At 38.6% G+C, this 18,256-nt stretch carries 20 protein-coding genes; 4 read left to right on the forward strand and 16 right to left on the reverse strand.

The window, feature by feature from the left end; genetic code table 11:
- Window positions 1-187: 187 nt before the first annotated feature.
- Window positions 188-1,396: a multidrug effflux MFS transporter gene (locus B9Y87_RS02595; RefSeq protein WP_085495869.1), complete on the forward strand. Its 1,209-nt coding sequence runs from the start codon at window positions 188-190 to the stop codon at window positions 1,394-1,396.
- A gap of 67 nt (window positions 1,397-1,463) precedes the next feature.
- Here the strand turns inward: B9Y87_RS02595 and B9Y87_RS02600 are convergent, their stop codons facing one another.
- On the reverse strand, window positions 1,464-2,216 hold the full coding sequence (locus tag B9Y87_RS02600; RefSeq protein WP_085495871.1) for a class I SAM-dependent methyltransferase: 753 nt from the start codon (window positions 2,214-2,216) through the stop codon (window positions 1,464-1,466).
- A 311-nt stretch (window positions 2,217-2,527) separates the two neighbouring features.
- Here B9Y87_RS02600 and B9Y87_RS02605 point away from each other — a divergent pair, with 311 nt between their 5' ends.
- Window positions 2,528-2,767, forward strand: a complete 240-nt coding sequence (locus B9Y87_RS02605) for a hypothetical protein (protein WP_085495872.1) — start codon at window positions 2,528-2,530, stop codon at window positions 2,765-2,767.
- 215 nt (window positions 2,768-2,982) lie between these two features.
- On the opposite strand, the gene arsB is transcribed toward B9Y87_RS02605, so the two are convergent.
- From arsB to B9Y87_RS02630, 5 genes are all read right to left on the reverse strand, one after another.
- Window positions 2,983-4,032 (reverse strand): ACR3 family arsenite efflux transporter, encoded by a 1,050-nt coding sequence (gene arsB, locus B9Y87_RS02610; protein ID WP_085495874.1) that lies wholly within the window; start codon window positions 4,030-4,032, stop codon window positions 2,983-2,985.
- A gap of 3 nt (window positions 4,033-4,035) precedes the next feature.
- Window positions 4,036-4,668 (reverse strand): arsenate-mycothiol transferase ArsC, encoded by a 633-nt coding sequence (locus B9Y87_RS02615; protein ID WP_085495875.1) that lies wholly within the window; start codon window positions 4,666-4,668, stop codon window positions 4,036-4,038.
- A gap of 29 nt (window positions 4,669-4,697) precedes the next feature.
- Window positions 4,698-5,171, reverse strand: coding sequence for a DUF6428 family protein (locus B9Y87_RS02620; RefSeq protein WP_085495877.1), 474 nt, complete (start codon window positions 5,169-5,171; stop codon window positions 4,698-4,700).
- Window positions 5,172-5,218: 47 nt separating this feature from the next.
- Window positions 5,219-5,551, reverse strand: coding sequence for an ArsR/SmtB family transcription factor (locus tag B9Y87_RS02625; RefSeq protein ID WP_085495880.1), 333 nt, complete (start codon window positions 5,549-5,551; stop codon window positions 5,219-5,221).
- Window positions 5,552-5,757: 206 nt separating this feature from the next.
- Complete coding sequence (locus B9Y87_RS02630; RefSeq protein WP_085495882.1) at window positions 5,758-6,546, reverse strand: DUF3050 domain-containing protein; 789 nt, start codon at window positions 6,544-6,546, stop codon at window positions 5,758-5,760.
- Between the two features lie 353 nt (window positions 6,547-6,899).
- On the opposite strand from B9Y87_RS02630, the gene B9Y87_RS02635 reads away from it, so the two are divergent.
- A complete protein-coding gene (locus tag B9Y87_RS02635) occupies window positions 6,900-7,139 on the forward strand; it encodes a hypothetical protein (protein WP_085496632.1) in 240 nt (79 codons plus the stop codon).
- Between the two features lie 215 nt (window positions 7,140-7,354).
- On the opposite strand, the gene B9Y87_RS02640 is transcribed toward B9Y87_RS02635, so the two are convergent.
- The 5 genes from B9Y87_RS02640 to B9Y87_RS02660 form a co-directional block, all read right to left on the reverse strand.
- The gene (locus tag B9Y87_RS02640) at window positions 7,355-7,594 is read right to left on the reverse strand and encodes a DUF1059 domain-containing protein (protein ID WP_085495883.1); all 240 of its coding nucleotides are present in this window, start codon (window positions 7,592-7,594) and stop codon (window positions 7,355-7,357) included.
- Between the two features lie 150 nt (window positions 7,595-7,744).
- A complete protein-coding gene (fabF, locus tag B9Y87_RS02645; protein ID WP_085495885.1) occupies window positions 7,745-8,986 on the reverse strand; it encodes a beta-ketoacyl-ACP synthase II in 1,242 nt (413 codons plus the stop codon).
- Between the two features lie 76 nt (window positions 8,987-9,062).
- On the reverse strand, window positions 9,063-9,707 hold the full coding sequence (locus B9Y87_RS02650) for a DsbA family oxidoreductase (RefSeq protein WP_085495887.1): 645 nt from the start codon (window positions 9,705-9,707) through the stop codon (window positions 9,063-9,065).
- Window positions 9,708-9,982: 275 nt separating this feature from the next.
- The gene (locus B9Y87_RS02655) at window positions 9,983-10,546 is read right to left on the reverse strand and encodes a carboxymuconolactone decarboxylase family protein (protein WP_085495890.1); all 564 of its coding nucleotides are present in this window, start codon (window positions 10,544-10,546) and stop codon (window positions 9,983-9,985) included.
- A 61-nt stretch (window positions 10,547-10,607) separates the two neighbouring features.
- Complete coding sequence (locus B9Y87_RS02660; protein WP_085495893.1) at window positions 10,608-11,171, reverse strand: TetR/AcrR family transcriptional regulator; 564 nt, start codon at window positions 11,169-11,171, stop codon at window positions 10,608-10,610.
- 325 nt (window positions 11,172-11,496) lie between these two features.
- Here B9Y87_RS02660 and B9Y87_RS02665 point away from each other — a divergent pair, with 325 nt between their 5' ends.
- Entirely contained in the window at window positions 11,497-11,736 is a 240-nt protein-coding gene (locus B9Y87_RS02665) for a hypothetical protein (RefSeq protein ID WP_085495895.1), read from the forward strand.
- 277 nt (window positions 11,737-12,013) lie between these two features.
- Here B9Y87_RS02665 and B9Y87_RS02670 read toward each other — a convergent pair whose 3' ends face one another.
- The 5 genes from B9Y87_RS02670 to B9Y87_RS21885 all read right to left on the reverse strand — a co-directional run bounded on the left by B9Y87_RS02670 (window position 12,014) and on the right by B9Y87_RS21885 (window position 18,254).
- A complete protein-coding gene (locus B9Y87_RS02670) occupies window positions 12,014-13,222 on the reverse strand; it encodes a sensor histidine kinase (RefSeq protein WP_085495897.1) in 1,209 nt (402 codons plus the stop codon).
- A 309-nt stretch (window positions 13,223-13,531) separates the two neighbouring features.
- The gene (gene secA / locus B9Y87_RS02675; RefSeq protein WP_085495899.1) at window positions 13,532-16,891 is read right to left on the reverse strand and encodes a preprotein translocase subunit SecA; all 3,360 of its coding nucleotides are present in this window, start codon (window positions 16,889-16,891) and stop codon (window positions 13,532-13,534) included.
- Between the two features lie 173 nt (window positions 16,892-17,064).
- The gene (locus B9Y87_RS02680; protein ID WP_013994285.1) at window positions 17,065-17,289 is read right to left on the reverse strand and encodes a DUF2795 domain-containing protein; all 225 of its coding nucleotides are present in this window, start codon (window positions 17,287-17,289) and stop codon (window positions 17,065-17,067) included.
- 137 nt (window positions 17,290-17,426) lie between these two features.
- Window positions 17,427-18,002 carry a cob(I)yrinic acid a,c-diamide adenosyltransferase gene (locus tag B9Y87_RS02685; RefSeq protein ID WP_085495901.1) on the reverse strand — a complete coding sequence of 192 codons (576 nt, stop codon included), beginning with the start codon at window positions 18,000-18,002 and terminating at the stop codon, window positions 17,427-17,429.
- A gap of 96 nt (window positions 18,003-18,098) precedes the next feature.
- Window positions 18,099-18,254, reverse strand: coding sequence for a hypothetical protein (locus tag B9Y87_RS21885; RefSeq protein WP_176225577.1), 156 nt, complete (start codon window positions 18,252-18,254; stop codon window positions 18,099-18,101).
- Between the last annotated feature and the right edge of the window lie 2 nt (window positions 18,255-18,256).

The following is an 18,256-nucleotide window of genomic DNA, read 5'->3' on the forward strand; positions in this document are numbered from 1 at the left end:
TATGGGAATTAAATTTTGGGAAAACTTTTCCATTATTAAATTTTCGTCTATTCAGTTCTTGAAACGGGGAAGTTTTTTATGTAAATTGTGTAAAGTCAGTACTTTGTATGATCTTTATAAATGTTAGGGTTTTGTTATTTCCTGCAATATATGGGTGAATCTTATTCCATATGTTTAATTTTGCCGGATGCAAAAAAGTCAGCAGCGACCACAATTCGAATTTGTTGCCATAATGGCTTCCTTAATGTCTATTGTAGCACTGGCCATTGATGCTCTCTTACCGGCAATGTCTACTATAGGGATAGATATTAATAGCTTGGACCCTACTGAAAATCAAAAGTTTATAACAATGATTTTTTTGGGATTGGGAGTGGGACAATTGATTTTTGGACCATTATCGGATAGTTTTGGTAGGAAACCTATAGTGTATATTGGTTTTGCCTTATTTTGTGTAGCCAGTGTTATCTGTGTTTTGGCTCCCAATTTGGAGTGGATGATAGTAGGTAGAATTCTACAGGGTATAGGGCTTTCTGCTCCAAGAACAATAAGCATATCCATGATTAGGGATTCCTATAAGGGAGATTATATGGCCAAGATTATGTCTTTCGTTACGGCATTTTTTATTTTGGTACCTATAGTTGCCCCGGCCATGGGAAAGTTCTTTTTGGACCATTATGGTTGGGAATCCATTTTTTATATGCAATTGGTGGCCACTTTAGGAGTGGGTGTTTGGTTTTGGAGAAGACAACCTGAAACCTTAAAGCCAGAATATAAGATTAAATTTTCCAGTCATGTGTTTGTGGACGGTTTTAAAGAATTGCTAAGACACAGGGAAACAATGGCTTTTACTATCGTTTCTGGCCTCATCACCGGTGCCTTTATGGTTTATTTGAGTTCTGCTCAGGAAGTTTTTGAGGTGCAGTACGGCTTGGCCGATAATTTCCCCTTTGTTTTTGCTGGTTTGGCAATATCCGTTGGCTTATCTACTCTTTTGAACGGTACCATGGTGGTGAAATTAGGGATGAGAAGATTGGCATTGATTGCTTTGACCTTATTTTGTACTGTTTCCATAGTTTATGTGGGCTTGTTCTGGAATTCCCAAAATCCAAGTTTATGGATATTGATTACCTTTTTGGCCATGCAATTTTTTACCCTGGGCTTTTTGTTCGGAAACCTTAGGGCCATAGCTATGGAGCCTATTGGCCATATTGCTGGAATAGGGGCTGCCATCACCGGATTTATATCTACTATGATCGCCATTCCCATAGCAACCTATGTTGGTAGTTATATACAGGATACCATTCTTCCTCTATTTGTTGGATTTTTGGTATGCGGGTCCATTTCCTTGGGGATTTTTATGATGATGAGGAGGCGTTCCATATTGGCTGCTGCATAGCATTTAATGGTATAAACGGAGTACTGTTGGTTAAATGGACAACTATTTAATAGCAAAATTATTCTGCTTACCTAAATGGGGTGCCTATGCGTAGAAAGATAGGGAAGGTTATATGGTGAGGTCCTGTATTCCATTTGGGGGCTATAGCCGATATAAGTTTTTCCACTGGATTGTTGCCCTTGTTCTTTGCTTTATAATGTTGTACGCTGGACCAGGAATTAAAATAACCCTCTAATTGATCGATTGTCCATTGGGTTTCAATTTTAAAGGTCTTCTTTATTTTCACTTCATTAAAATTAAATGGAATGGTGCTGTAGTTTTGATCTATGTGCCCCCTTTCCTTATCCCTATATTTCCCTATGATATCTTTATAAAAATGATGTATAATGAGATCTATTTCGGGATTTACTTTTAGAAGTCCATAGCCCCAAATAGCTACAACACCATTGGGCTTTAGAACTCTATTGACTTCCATATTGAAGCTGGGTAGGTCAAACCAATGTACGGCTTGGGCCGCTGTAATCAAATCAAAGTAATGGTTCGGAAATGTTGTCCTTTCGGCTCTTTGAACGCTATAGTATATGTTCGGTTTGGGAATTGCATTATGAATTTGTTCTTGGCTTATATCGGTGGCAAATACCCTATCGAAGGAACGGGATAAGATGGCGGCCACCTGACCGTTACCTGTTCCACAGTCCCAACAGGTATTCCTAGCTTTACAAAAGGAGTATATATACTTAAACAATTCCTCCGGATAGGTAGGCCGATAAGTTTTATAGGTTTTTGCTTGTTGGGAAAAACGATCCAAAGCTTTTTTCATATTACAAAAGTAAGAAGCAAGGAATATTATTGTAATTCATTTAATATTAAATCGAGGTAATTCCACGGTTTCTGACTTTTTGATCTCATAATCTTAAAATCGCAGGGGTTCAAACTGTAAGTAAATACTTACTCTTATCGTTGAAACGCAAAAAATTATCGTTAAAATGATTTTTGGCGCCCGTACGTTAATCGATAATATTTTGCACTTCATCCGAAATTTTTCCGCTCAACGAGAAACAGTGCTTTTTATCGAAACAGAACCTAGAAAAATACACTTGCCCAAGTTATAGATATAATAAAACGCAAGTCATGAAAACCATATTAACTTTAATCTTTGTTCTTTTTATCGCAATGGCCGCACAAGCTCAGAACGGTACTACTGAAGTTAAAGTTGAAACTGTTGCCATGAGTATCGTTACTGCTACTGCCAAACAAGAAGTAGCCGTAAAAAATGTAAACGCTGTTGCCCGTTTGTATATGTTCAAAAATTCCAAGGTAACCAAAGAATTGTCTTTCTCTACCAAATTGAACAAAGCTAAATTGGCTTAAGACCTATTTTATTAGTGAAACTGAATTTTGAGAAGTCAGAAAGACGCACTGAAAATTGCAAGTTGAACTAATAACGCCTTTTTCGGAGGGATTTAGGTTCAATACCTCGACCCTTGGGTCGATTTCCAATATTGGGTTCAGGGCATGTCCTGAGGTTTAATACATTTTATTTTTACGGCATACGAACTTCTTAATAGCCCAAAAATTCCTAAGTCCTATGTGGTAACTTTGGGATAATACCTTTTCCGTAATCCAAAGGCAACACGGACCAATAAAATTAATGCGGGAACTTCCACCAAGGGGCCAATGACTCCAGCGAATGCCTGTCCCGAATTTAATCCGAAGACAGCTATTGCCACGGCTATGGCCAATTCAAAATTGTTCCCGGCCGCTGTAAAAGCTACCGAGGCCGTTTTATCATAATCGGCACCCATGGCCTTGGTAAAGAAAAAACCAATGATAAACATCAGGGTAAAATAGATCAGTAAAGGAACGGCTATGATAAGAACGTCCATGGGGATCTCTACAATCATTTCACCTTTTAATGAAAACATGACCACTATGGTAAACAATAGGGCAATCAAGGTCATGGGGGATATGGTAGGAATAAATGTTTCGGAGTACCACTCCTCACCTTTCAGCTTAACCAGGATCAATCTACTTAAAAAACCCATTGCAAACGGAATTCCCAAATAAATAGCTACACTTTCGGCTATGGTAGCAATAGAAATGTCTACTATTGCCCCTTCAAATCCGAAGTAGGGAGGTAGTACTGTAATAAAGATCCAGGCATAAAAACTATAGGCAAAAACCTGAAATATACTATTAAGGGCTACCAGTCCGGCACCGTATTCACTACTTCCTTCCGCCAGATCGTTCCAAACAAGTACCATGGCTATACAACGCGCCAATCCAATAAGGATCAGCCCAACCATATAATCCGGGTAATCCCTTAAAAAGGTTATCGCCAGTGTAAACATCAAAATTGGTCCAACAATCCAATTAAGGATCAAAGAAATGGATAAAATCTTAGTGTTCTTAAAAACCTTGGGCAATAGGGAGTAATCTACTTTTGCCAATGGCGGATACATCATAAGAATAAGGCCAATAGCAATGGGGATATTTGTTGCTCCACTACTAAAACTATCGATGATTTTGGGAAAAGTGGGTACAAAAAAGCCTATGCCTACGCCCAATGCCATTGCCAAAAAAATCCATAATGTAAGATAGCTGTCCAGAAAGCTTAATTTCTTGTCCGAAGCCATAAATTAAGTGGTTATTTGGGCAAATATGTACATTAATTCTCTTGCAATTTGAAAGCTTTTTTCCCGATACTTTTCAGCCTGCTGCGGGGTATTGTCAAACGCCTTTGGGTCCTCAAAAGTTATGGGGATACGCTTTTCGGCCCCAGCGATGAACGGACAGCCTCCATCAGCCTGAGAACAGGTCATGACTGCGGCAAATTCCGATTTGGGATTAAAGGCATCATCCAATTTCTTTGAAAAACCTATTACCGCAGGTTCGTTCTTGGCATACTTAATGCTGTAGATTGGATTTTTCCCTCCCGAAATGGTTTCTATTTGGAATCCTGTATTTTTTAAGGTTTCTGCCACCATTGGAAATAAGGCAGTAGATTCTGTTCCACCCGAATAACACTGTACATTCTTAACATTAAAGTAGAATGCCATTGTTTGTGCCCATACTTGGGACAAGTGACTTCTTCTGGAATTGTGGGTGCAAATAAAATTAATTCTAATGGGTTCTTGGGCATCTGTTTTAGACTGTATATAGTCGGCCAGGGGCTGTAAAATTTCTTTTCGCTCCTCGCTAATATTATCGGTACTAAGTGTAGAGATAACCTGATCTATTTGGTCAAAGACCTTCGTTTTTACGGGCATCATCGAAAATGGCTTAAAGTATGGTTAAAGGTTTAACAGCATCCTGAGTTTGGAGTACAGCAATTTGCCGAAGTCTCTTGTAATTGGGATAACTTAATTCTCGGTTTTTCAGTTGGAATTCCACAGTTGTCCTTCGCTAAACAATCTGTATGCTTGGTGGCCAAAAGAAAGTTGGTGCCGTCAAAGTCCAATCCAAATTTTTGTATGGTCTCTCCTTGATATTCCACTTCAATTTCCAAATCCCCAAGCTCCAATACCTTTTCCGATAGATCAATGATGTGAACCAATTTTTCAGGATGGAGGCGGTGGTCATAGTCATTGGAATCCCAAAGCTGAAAATTTACAACTTCCTCCTTGCGGACCGTTCCGCCACAGTCTATGAAGTTCTTGGAGATTTTGCCCACTTCGGTAACGTGAAAATGACTGGGTACTAGTTTGCCATTTGGCAATTGGAAGGCAATGGTATCCAATTTTCCCAAAATTGTTTTTATTTCCGATAGTTTCATTTTGTTATTTGTTTATTGCGATTATACGATTGATATGTTTAAATTTTTTAGCAGCAATCCCCTTGTTTGGAGATGTCCTGATTTAGAAATTGGTTAATAATCTCCTTCATTTCCAGCCATTTTTCAGTATTGATACAATAACATACACTGGTGCCTTCCACACTACCTTTAATGAGTCCTAGGAGTTTCAATTCTTTTAGGTGCTGTGATATGGTAGGCTGTGCCAATCCTATTTCACTTACCAGATCACCACAAACACAGGTATTCAATTTAAAAAGATGCTGTAGTATGGCCACCCGTGCCGGATGTCCGAACACCTTCGCAAAACTGGCAATTTCATTTTGTTGGTCCGAAAATATTTCTGTTTTGGCTAATCCCATTATTATTTCATTTGTATATCGCAATATTACGATTAATATTTGTTTTGAGAAAAAATTTATCCTTTTTTTTAGTGATTATTTTTTCCCTTTCCACGGAATTTGAGCTGACACGATTTTGATTTATGCCATGAAATTTATTGATACTCTCAAAAAGTTGTTTTGATGGTTGTTCAAGGTTTGCTGAATTCGGTAGTATATTTAACGGACTATACTTCTTGAAGGGTCTGTTCTTCTTGTAAAATTAAGTCGTTTATTGCGTCCCAAAGTTGTATCCTTTTTTGAAGGGCCTGTTTGGCAGTTATTAATGCTTCGTCCCATTTTACATTATCCTCCCCACAAAGTTCCGAAATCATTCGAAGTGATAACGGACCGTGTTCTTCCCCGTCCAATTCTATATGCCTTTGCAAATAATAAATTAGTTTATTGTATTGTTTATTGTCGGCTTTGGCGCTATTCAGTATTTCTAGGAACATATCAGGAATAACATCTTCACGCCCAAAGGTAAAGGCCGAAGCAATTAAATGCGGCTTTTGGGTTTTGATAAGATCAAAAGAAAACTTAACAAATTCCTTTACCCGTTCATCAACACTTATTTTTTTTAAGGAAACCTCAATATGATGCCCAGAACCTAACAAATACAATAATTTATCTATCATATTGGTATCAGCTCCAATTTGATCCATGGCATCAAGGTACATCTCAAAATGACTTTTTGGTTCTCCCAATTCATTGATATCGCTTTCCTCCCCATGGACGATTTCATTGATAAACCGCGCTAAGGTTGGATTTTTTTTGGGAATCCATGGCAACTGCATGCTCGTGAGTTCAATCTGTAGAGCCTTTAAAAGGGACATGAAATCCCATACGGCAAAAACATGATTTTCCATAAAAATTTTAATATCACCAATACATTTTAAGTTTTTATAAAGTAGGTGATTCTGTAATTCACTCCTTAGATGGGAGATTTCATTTTCTATGTGTTCTAATCTTTCCATTTTGCATTTTTTTCCCTATCATAGAAATATAGTAAGGGTTCATTTTGGTTTGCAAATATAAATACAGGGTCTTTAGGTTTGGCATACTATGGAGACAATAATAAGATATGCTAACAAAAAAAATGGACAATACTAATTGGATATTGAATTTTATGACTAGCTAAGTCACTCTCCATTTCCGTTCAAAGACATTTTTTACCGCTTAAGTGAATTTGGTGTGCATGGCGTTCATCGACAATTTTTTGCACTTTGTCCGTGATTTCTCCCCTTAACGAGTAACAGTGCTTTTCAGCGAATTGGAACCTGGAAAAGTACGCTTGCGCGAGTTATATATATATATCAAAACGCAAGTCATGAAAACCATTTTAACTTTAATCTTTGTTCTTTTTATCGGAGTAGCTGCACAAGCTCAAAAAGGTGCTGCCGAAGTAAAGGTTGAAACTGTTGCCATGTCTATAGTAACTGCTACTGCAAAACAGGAAGTTGCCGTTAAAAATGAAAATGCTGTAGCGCGTTTGTACATGTTCAAAAATTCTAAAATAACCAAAGCATTGTCTTTCTCTACCAAGTTGAACAAGGCTAAACTAGCTTAGAACTGGGGTTGTGATAATAAAGTATTCATTCCACTTTCAAACAAAGAAATATGTTGATTATAATAACCCTTCTTGCCTTCTTCTGTATCTGTCTTAATTATTTGGTTGTTTTTACTAAATCAGAGGACAATATTAAACCCTTAAAGAGTAGGGTGGAAAAGGAGGAATAATTGAGGATTCTTATTTAGGGTAAATGTAATTGTCCCCAAGCGCATTTATTTATTTGTTGGCAAGGCTTCAAATACCTTTCTTTTATTTTCAAACCATTTGGCCAAGGCGTCAGGAGTTGACATAAGTTCCTGCATTTTTTTCATTGCCTCCATATGATCTGTGTTTCCGGCCTGGAACATTGCCATACCGTGTTTTTTGCTTTGTTCTGCTATTTCTTCGAAGCTATTGGCGTGAAATTGCATGTCACAGGCACCTCCCAATTGCTTACAGGTCATTGTTTTCATTTCTATCTGTTTTTCATATGTTACACTTACTCTTTTAAGCCATAAGATGTAGCTTAAATTTTTATTGAGGTTACAAGATAACTAAATAGCTTTGATTGACTTAGGAAAACAAGACCTTGTAGTTATGGTTTGTTGAAAATTATTTAGGCTTTAAAGTCTTCTGAAAATTACGGTTCCATTATGTCCGCCAAATCCAAAGGTGTTGCTCATGGCTACATTTATTTTACTATCCAAAGCATCTCCCGCTACAATAGGTAGTGATTGTGGAATCTGGGGATCAATATTGACCGTGTTGATAGTTGGGGGGATAATGTTGTATTGAATGGACTTAATAGCTAAAATTGCCTCAACGGCACCTGCGGCCCCCATTAAATGCCCTGTCATAGATTTGGTGGCGCTAATTTTTAGGTTTTTATATTCATTGTTAAAGGTTTTTGCCACGGCCTTCATTTCGCTGATATCCCCAACGGGTGTGGAAGTGGCATGGGCATTTAAGTAGTTGATTTGCCCAGGATTTAGTTTTGCTTCTTCCATGGCCAACTGCATCGCTTTTATAGCCCCTATACCTTCCGGATGGGTGGCGGAAATATGGTAGGCATCATCGGTCATAGCGGCACCCACTATCTCTGCATAAATCTTTGCTCCACGTTTTTTGGCGTGTTCGTATTCTTCCAATATTAGTGCCCCGGCGCCCTCACCCATAACAAATCCGTCCCTGTCAACATCGAATGGCCTGGAGGCGTGTTGTGGATCATCGTTGCGGTTGGATAAGGCTTTCATGGAGCCAAATCCACCAATGGAAGCTTCCGTAATGGGAGCTTCAGACCCTCCAGTAACCATAACTTTGGCCTTGTTCAACCTTATATAATTGAAAGCATCCATTATAGCGGAGTTGGAAGAGGCGCACGCCGACACTGCCGTGTAGTTGATACCCATTAATCCAAATTTCATGGCGATCATTCCCGAAGCCATATTCACCAACATCTTTGGAATAAAAAACGGGTTGAAGCGCGGGTTCATTCCCCCTGTGGTATAATTCTTTACCTCGTCCTCAAAGGTTTGCATACCTCCCTGGCCCGAACCCCAGATGACGCCTATATCAAAAGGGGATAGGGATTCCATATTTAATCCACTATCGCCAAAGGCTTCGGTAACCGAGTAAAGTGCATATTGTGTAAAGGGATCACTTCTTTTAATTTCATTACGATCCAGGTAATTTTCTGGATTGAAATTTTTTACCTCACTGGCGAAGGTGGTTTTAAATTGGGTTGGGTCAAATTTTGTGATCCTTGTTGCCCCAGTTTTGCCTTTTATGGCACTATCCCAAAATTCGTTAACCGTATTTCCAATGGGAGTCAAGGCTCCCAAGCCTGTTATTACTACTCTTTTCATAAGATTAATTTTTTACTGGTACCGGAATGCCCGTGAATAGGGCATTGAGCGTCTAATTATATGGACCCCGCTAACCTTATTGTTCCATAACTTCGGTAAGTATCCGTTTAAATACCTCCACAGGTTGAGCACCAGTAACGGCACTTTTTCTGTTAAATACTATGGTTGGCACAGAATTGACTCCTAGGTTTTTCCAATAATCCTCTTTACTTCTTAATTCATAACGGGCTTCATCATTATCTAAATTAGCTAAGGCTTCTTCAGCGTTTAAGCCAACATCCAACAGGGCCTGCTTTAAAATAGCTCTGTCCGAGACATCTTTTCTTTCGCTAAAAAAGGCAGTGGTTAAACGCATCTTTAAATCGGTTTGCTTACCAAATGCCTTGGCATACTCCAATAAGATATGTGCTTCAAAAGTATTGGCCATTCTCATTTCATCAAAATAATCGAAGGTAAATCCCAATTCTGCCCCCGCCTCGGCCATATATTCCTGTGAACGTTTTTGGTCTTCCAAACTTGAGCCATATTTTTCGGTAATATGTTCCTGTAAGTTCTGGCCTTCTTTTGGCATATGGGGATTTAGTTCAAAAGGTTGCCACTCTATTTCTACTTGGTCTTGAATACCCATTTCCGAGATGGCTTTATCCAAGCGTTTGTAACCTATGGTGCACCAAGGGCACACTACATCGGATACAATATCTATTTTAATTTTATCTGTCATTTAAAAATGTATTTAGTGCGTGTTAGACTTTATATAACTTGGCTAATTTGAATTTGTAGTTGCACATAGGTAAAATTAGGAAGTTCTGCCAAAATTGCTTCCGCATTTAAATCAATCGAATGTTCCAAAGATTGAAAGTATTAAAAAGTTCAAAGTTAGTGAATATGAAGCTGGTTGCATACAAGCTTTTCCTGTATTGCTGCAATAGGAACTTGACGGAAGCTTATGAAATGTAAGCCGTTGGCGTCCTATTCCGTTGTTAGCCTTTCTTTTGTTTAAGTGGTTATAGTTTCGGGTATCCAAGCAAACTTTTTAAATGCGGTATCAACGGGAGTGTTGGCAATATGATTGGAATAGTTGCTTATTACCTTTTGGGATAGACCGAGGATGATTTCCAAAATTTGTCTTTCCCCGTAACCAACGGCGTAGAATCTGTTCAATTCGTCCTTCGAAATATTTCCACGGTTCCGAACAATGGATAAAGTGGTCTCGTGCAATACCTGTAGTTTTTCCGTGGGCATGTTGGTCCTATTTCTTAACGCTTCGCTTAAGGCCGGATCTACTTTCATCATATGGGCAATACCGGTATGTGCCGGCATACAGTAGTGACATTCGTGTTCTACGTTAATGGTCTGCCACACTACGGTTAATTCTTCGTTGTTAAAGGAAGAATCAACAAATAATTGATGCAGTGTCTGGTATGCCTCTAGGATTCCTGGAGCACTGGCCAATACCCCATGTAAACCGGGAATCATACCAAAAGCCTTAACCGATTTTTGCAAAAAGGGTTTACTTTCTTCAGGTGCTGATTCAATGTTGTGTACTTTTAATGTAGTCATAATTCAATTTTAATTTAAGACTGATTACTAAGCAAATGCTTAGTAATGGAATAAAAAAATGTCAAAGGTTCTTAAATGCTGTTTCTATATAATCCTCCAATTGTATTCTACTTAATATTTTAGAGGCCAGGGTAAGTCCCAACATAGAGGTTCCCAAGTAATTTGCCTGTTTTTCAACGGTGGCTAGGTCTTTATTTTTGTCTTGACTTAAGTTATTTGCAAACAGGGTTTTGATCTCATTAAAAAAGCTCTTCAGTTCTGTCATTATAATTGGGTCCCCATGGGCTCCCAATTCATTTACGGTATTGGTAACCAAGCACCCCTTTTTGCCATTGTCATCCTTGGAGAATTCCAAGAAATCGTAGAAGTATTGTTTAATGCCGATTACCCCGTTGTTCGATTTCTCCAAAATTTCCGTAATACGATGCATCTTCTTTTTGTATGATTTAATGCATTCCAGAAAAACCCCGTTCTTACTTCCGAAACTTGAATAAATAGAGAATTGGTTTATTCCCATTTCCTTTTCCAACATGCGAACGGAGGTATTCCCATACCCATTGCGCCAGAACAAGGCCATTGCTTTTTCTATTACTTCCTCTTCGTTATATTGTTTGCTCCTTGCCATTTTATAAATACGGTACAAAACTAAGCAGTTGCTTTGTAATAAAAAAACAATTAACATATTGTTTGATATTCTCCAGATAAATAACTGTTGTACGCAAAACAATACTTATAGGTAACAAAAGGACATATGTCCCTGATGGCAGATGGCGAACCTCGGTTAAATACTTCTTTTATCGCTTAAGTGAAATTGGGCCTTCCGACGTTTATCGGCAATATTTTGCACTTTATCCTTGATTTTCCCCCTTAACGAGTAACAGTGCTTTTCAGCGAATTGGAACTTGGAAAAGTACGCTTGCGCGAGTTATATAAATAACAAAACGCAAGTCATGAAAACCATTTTAACATTAATCTTTGTTCTTTTTATAGGAGTAGCTGCACAAGCTCAAAACGGTGCTGGCGAAGTAAAGGTTGAAACTGTTGCCATGTCTATAGTAACTGCTACTGCACAACAGGAAGTTACCGTTAAAAATGAAAATGCTGTAGCACGTTTATACATGTTTAAAAATTCCAAGATTACTAAAGCATTGTCTTTTTCAACCAAATTAAACAAAGCCAAATTGGCATAATACGATACATTAACCTGCTGCCCTTAAACGGACAGCCCCTAAATAGACCATTATGATAGTATTTGCGCTTATTATTCTTATATCCCTTGGCCTTATTCATATAATTATTTTTCCTAAAACCAAGGGTATTCTAAGGCCATTAAAAGTGATGGTGAAACAGGACAAGCAGTAAAACATTATATGTTTTTCAATACTTTGAATCTTTGGGGCACACCCTTAGTTTATTTTAAGAAAAATAAGGAAATAGATACTAACAAGTGTTGGCAGTACCCATGGGTTAGGTCTTAAAAGGATGCTGAATATCCGAAAATTTAACTATGTAGTTTGTACCTTTCTTGGAGGGATCCCTGTTTATGGACCCCTTTAATTGGCGGGACAGGTTGTGGATAAGTTTTAGTCCCAGCGATTTTGTATTCTTATGACTGATGCCCTCGGGAAAGCCTACGCCATCATCACCAATATAAAGTATATAGTCCTTTGCATTGGATTTTACAAGTTCTATATGTATTTTCCCTGGATCGTTGTCTTTAATACCGTATTTAAGGGCATTGGTAATTACTTCATTGATCAATAAACCCAGCGGTATGGCAGTATCTATTCCAAGTTTAATATCCGGTATTTTGATGTTAAGGGTAATATTGTTTTCAGTGCCCTTAAAGGATCGAATAAGATAATCACTTAATTCCTCTACATAGGACTTGTATTCAATTTTGGAAAGATCATGCCGCATATAGAGCATCTCATGTACCATGGCCATTGAAATTACCCTGTTCTGACTACTTTTTATCAAAGTTTTTATCCTTGGCTCTTCAATGCTTCTGGATTGAAGACTGAGTAAACTTGATACGGTTTGAAGGTTATTCTTAACCCTATGGTGAATTTCCTTTAAAAGTGTGTCTTTCTCCCTGATGCGGGCCTCGTTTTCGTTTCGGATTTTATGTAATTCGTTATGTGCTTTTAAAAGGTTTTTTCCTATGACACCTCCCAAGAGGTATACGGAGAACAGAATGCTAAAAAGGGCAAAAATATTCTTACTTTCATCAGGGACCACATTTTCTGTAAAATTAAATTCGGCAATACTCTGGGAGTAGATCAGAATAATGATCAATAGGTTTAGATTTAAATAAATACGACCGTATTCCTTAGTGCTGATATAGCCTGCAAATACTACCAAAGCCAGTACAAAGATAAAGGGACTATTAATACCTCCACTGTAAATGGTAATAATGACAGAGGAAGCCAATGCCAGTATTGAAGTAAAATTGTATGTTAATCCAAGTAAATTATGTTTGTGAAATGCAAGGGTGTTGGCCAAATTAAGAACTCCAAAAACAATAAAGGTTGCTGGAATTATTCGAGTAATATCAAGTAGGAATATGCAGATTAGACCAAATATTATGGACAGAACAGAGGAAATATAGTTAACCCTTAACGTTAAACGGACTTTGTCCTTAAGTCGGTACTTATCCAGAGTGGGTATTTGCATTAAAAAATGGTTAATGGTTGTATTATGAGGGTAAAGATAATCGTTTGAATTAAAGCACGATGAATTTTAAGGTTAAAACAATAATTTTATGGAAATCCCTTATACCTCGTAGGTTGGATTTTGGTTCTATTGATTTTTGGCCCCAATTATTCACCTTTATTTATGCGATTTTAATTTTAATTTTCCTTCAGAAAAGCCTTAGATGTATTATAAATATATTAAAATTTAGACAATAAAAAAGCGACGCCTTATAGGAGCGTCGCTTTTTTTAGTGTACAACTTTAACTATAAAGCTGTTGGGTATTTTGGCTAATCTTCTATAATTACCCATTCGCCTTTGTCCAAAAGTGGTTCAGCTTGTTTGTATTTGACCGTCTTGCTTTCGCCGGACATTACATTCTTTATAGTGACTCTTTCATTTCTCCCTATTTTGGCCTTTTCCCTTACAATGGTTTCGGTTACCTGTGGTCGTCCACCTTGAATCTGGCCTACAGCCCGGCTTTGGGCCGACATTTCATCACTGTTGGGAATTTCCTCCTTGGAGGTCTTTAAATTTTCCTTTGGCCTACGAATATTTCTAGCCTCTTGAATTTCCGGACTCTGAGTTGGTAGTTCTCCTTTAAACAAGAAAGAAACGATTTCTTTGTTCACCTTTTCAATCATTCCCTTGAAAAGTTCAAAAGCCTCAAATTTGTAAATCAATAAGGGGTCTTTTTGTTCATGTACGGCCAATTGGACAGATTGTTTTAATTCGTCCATTTTTCGTAGATGTGTTTTCCAGGAATCGTCAATGATAGCGAGGGAAATGTTCTTTTCAAAATCTGTTACCAATTGGTTGCCGTTACTTTCGTAGGCCTCCTGAAGATTGGTAACCACATTCAAGGTTTTAATCCCATCTGTAAAGGGTACTACAATTCTTTCGAACTTATTGGCATTGTCTTCATATACCTTTTTTATGACCGGGAAGGCCGTGGCGGCATTTCGCTCCATTTTATCCTTGTAATGGGTATATGCCGTTTTGTATATAATATTGGCCATTTCCTGTACGCCCATTTTCCCAAATTCATTTTCGCTGATAGGGGAGGTGATGGAGAAATATTTTATAAGTTCAAATTCAAAGTTCTTATAGTCGCTGGCTGCCTTGTTGGTGTCTACAATTACCTCGCAAGTGTCATAGATCATATTGGCAATATCTACTTTCAGTCGCTCCCCTTGTAGGGCATGACGTCTTCTTTTGTAGACTACTTCCCTTTGGGCGTTCATAACATCATCATATTCCAACAATCGCTTACGGACACCAAAATTGTTTTCCTCCACTTTCTTCTGGGCACGCTCAATAGATTTCGTCATCATGGAATGTTGAATAACCTCGCCTTCTTCCAAGCCCATTTTATCCATCATTTTGGCTACCCTGTCCGATCCGAACAATCGCATAAGGTTGTCTTCCAAGGAAACATAGAATTGGGAGCTTCCCGGATCTCCCTGACGTCCGGATCTACCTCTAAGCTGTCTGTCTACCCTTCTCGAATCATGGCGTTCCGTTCCTACAATGGCCAAACCACCAGCTTTCTTTACTTCTTCACTTAATTTAATGTCGGTACCACGACCAGCCATGTTGGTAGCTATGGTCACCACACCGGCATTTCCGGCCTCGGCTACAATATCCGCTTCCTTTTTGTGCAATTTGGCGTTAAGTACATTGTGAGGTACTTTCCTAATGGTCAGCATACGGGAAAGAAGTTCGGAAATTTCAACAGAGGTAGTACCAATAAGTACCGGTCTTCCCGATTGTGATATTTTGGTAACCTCATCAATAATGGCATTGTATTTTTCGCGTTTGGTCTTATAGATCAAGTCTTGTCTATCGTCTCGTGCAATAGGTCTGTTGGTAGGGATTTCCATCACGTCCAACTTGTATATTTCCCAAAATTCCCCTGCTTCGGTAACGGCTGTACCGGTCATCCCTGCCAGTTTACTGTACATCCTAAAATAGTTCTGTAAGGTTACGGTGGCAAAGGTTTGGGTCATGGCCTCGATCTTTACATTTTCCTTGGCTTCAATGGCTTGGTGCAATCCGTCAGAATAACGTCGGCCATCCATAATACGGCCCGTTTGCTCATCTACGATCATTACCTTGTTCTCCATAACTACATACTCCACATCCTTCTCAAAAAGTGTATATGCCTTTAAAAGTTGGTTCATGGTATGGATACGCTCACTTTTTATGGCAAAGTCCTTGAACAATTCCTCCTTTAATTCGGCTTCCTTGTTGATTTCAAGATCCTGACTTTCAATTTTGGCTATTTCATGGCCAATATCGGGCATTACAAAAAAGTCCTTGTCGCCATCCCCTGATAAATATTCAACTCCTTTTTCGGTAAGCTCTATCTGGTTGTTTTTTTCATCGATAACAAACCAAAGTTCTTCATCTACCTTCGGCATTTCACGGTTGTTATCTTGCATATAAAAGTTCTCGGTCTTTTGAAGTAACTGTTTTACCCCTTCTTCACTCAAGAACTTTATTAAGGCTTTGTTTTTAGGAAGACCTCTGTGTACACGTAACAAAAGGAAACCACCTTCTTTGGTATCTCCTTCGGCAATCAATTTTTTGGCCTCGGCCAAAACTCCCGTCAAATAGGCTCTTTGTTTGTTGACAATGTCACCTACTTTGGGTTTCAGTTCATTAAATTCATGTCGATCCCCTTCCGGTACCGGACCTGAAATGATCAATGGGGTACGGGCGTCGTCTACTAGAACGGAATCCACCTCATCCACAATGGCGTAATTATGGGGTCTTTGAACCAGGTCACTGGGGGTATGGGCCATATTGTCCCTAAGATAATCAAAGCCGAATTCATTGTTGGTGCCATAGGTAATATCCGCGTTATAGGCAGCCCTACGTCCGTCAGAATTGGGTTGGTGTTTGTCTATACAATCCACTGAAAGTCCGTGGAATTCGAATATTGGTGCCATCCAGGCGCTATCCCTTTTGGCCAGATAATCGTTTACGGTAACCAGATGGGCTCCGTTTCCGGTTAACGCGTTTAAATAGAGGGGCAGGGTAGCTACTAAGGTCTTACCTTCCCCAGTTTGCATTTCTGCAATCTTTCCTTGGTGAAGGGCAATTCCCCCAATTAACTGAACGTCATAATGTACCATGTCCCAAGTAACTTGTTTGCCGGCGGCATCCCAGGAGTTTTTCCAAATGGCATTGTCGCCATCCAAAGTAACATAATCCTTTGAACCGGAAAGTAGCCTGTCGTATTCGGAAGCCTTTACGGTAATGGTTTCATTATTGGCAAAGCGTTTTGCTGTTTCCTTGACAACGGCAAAGGCTTCGGGCAACATATCTGACAGGGCCTTTTCGGAAATGGTATATATTTCCCCTTTAAGTTTGTCTATATCCGCATAAATATCTTCGTTCTTGTCTATGTCTGCAGACTCCTTTACCTCTTTTAGCAACTTGTCTATTTGCTCATTGATCTCTTTGCAATCGTCTTTTATTTTATTTTTAAAAAAAGCAGTCTTTGCCCTAAGTTCATCGTGGCTTAATTTTTCCAAAGCCGCTTCGAACGATTTTATTTGATTGACCAAAGGTTGTAGGTCCTTGACATCTTTCTTTGATTTGTCCCCTACAAATACCTTTAATACTGAATTTAAAAAACTCATAATGATTTTCGTTATTAATGAAAGACTTGGTAAAAGCCTTTTCCAATGTATGTGCACAAAATATTCTGGTTGGCACGTGCAATGCCATCTTTTGGAGATTAGATTTCCAACATCAAAATTACGTAAAAAAAAAGCCTCATAAGAGACTTTTTTGTTGAAATTCCGTTAATATTTTAATACTCGTCCTCGTTCCAAAGATAGTCTTCTTCCGTGGGATAGTCTGGCCAAATCTCTTCGATTGATTCATAAATTTCCCCTCCTTCTTCCTCCATGGACTGTAGGTTTTCTACAACCTCCAAAGGTGCACCGGTTCTAATTGAGTAATCTATCAATTCGTCTTTTGTTGCGGGCCAGGGCGCATCGCTTAGATAGGATGCTAATTCTAATGTCCAATACATCGTAATTATTTATTTTTTAATATTTTGCAAAAGTAATTTTTAAACTGAAACTGCCAAGTTTTTTTGCGAAAAATTCAACCAAATCTCAATTACTTTTAACGCTTTAATAATTTGATAACGAAGAATTAACGAATTTATTAGTACTTCTTCTCCGGAATCCACTTTATTTCCTCGGCTTCAACATCATAGGACAATTTTCGTGCCAATACAAAGAGAAAATCGGAAAGTCTGTTTATGTAGGTTAATAGAATGGGGTCTACAGGCTCAAAATCGTTTAATTGCGACACTAGACGCTCCGCCCTACGGCATATAGTCCTTCCAATATGACAATATGACACTGTTGTATGCCCTCCTGGCAAAATAAAATGGGTCATAGGGGGCAGCTGCTGTTCCATCAGGTCTATTTCCTTCTCTAGAAGGTCTATATCATCGGTATCAATCTTAGGAATATTTAAACGGTCCTTTCCACTTTTTAGTTTTTCCTTCTTGGGGTCGATTGCCAATAAGGCTCCAATTGTAAATAGTTTTTCTTGAATTTTAATCAATATCTTCTTAGAGGATTCCCCTATTGGCTGGTCCCTTATTAAACCAACCCAAGAATTGAGTTCGTCCAAGGTGCCGTAACTTTCAATTCGGATGTGATGTTTCGGTACCCGGGTACCTCCAAAAAGACCTGTTGTGCCATCATCCCCAGTCTTGGTGTATATTTTCATGCCGGTCTATGTGTATTATTGGGTGCTATTAATAATTATATGGGTACTAGGAAAGGTCGAGACTAAGTTTTGTTTTGGTGCAAGTCTTTTATAGTTTTATCCTTGATCGTTGGACTTGCTTCTATCCTCCCGCTTATAATCTTCCATAAATTTCCTGGATTTTCTGTCTCTGGTTCTTCTTTTGGTAAATCCTTGGGCAACAAAGAAAATAACTCCAAGAACGGCAAGTACTATGTAAATGATGTAGTCCATCG

It is taken from the genome of Arenibacter troitsensis, from assembly GCF_900177645.1.
GTDB classification, from domain to species: Bacteria; Bacteroidota; Bacteroidia; order Flavobacteriales; family Flavobacteriaceae; genus Arenibacter; species Arenibacter troitsensis.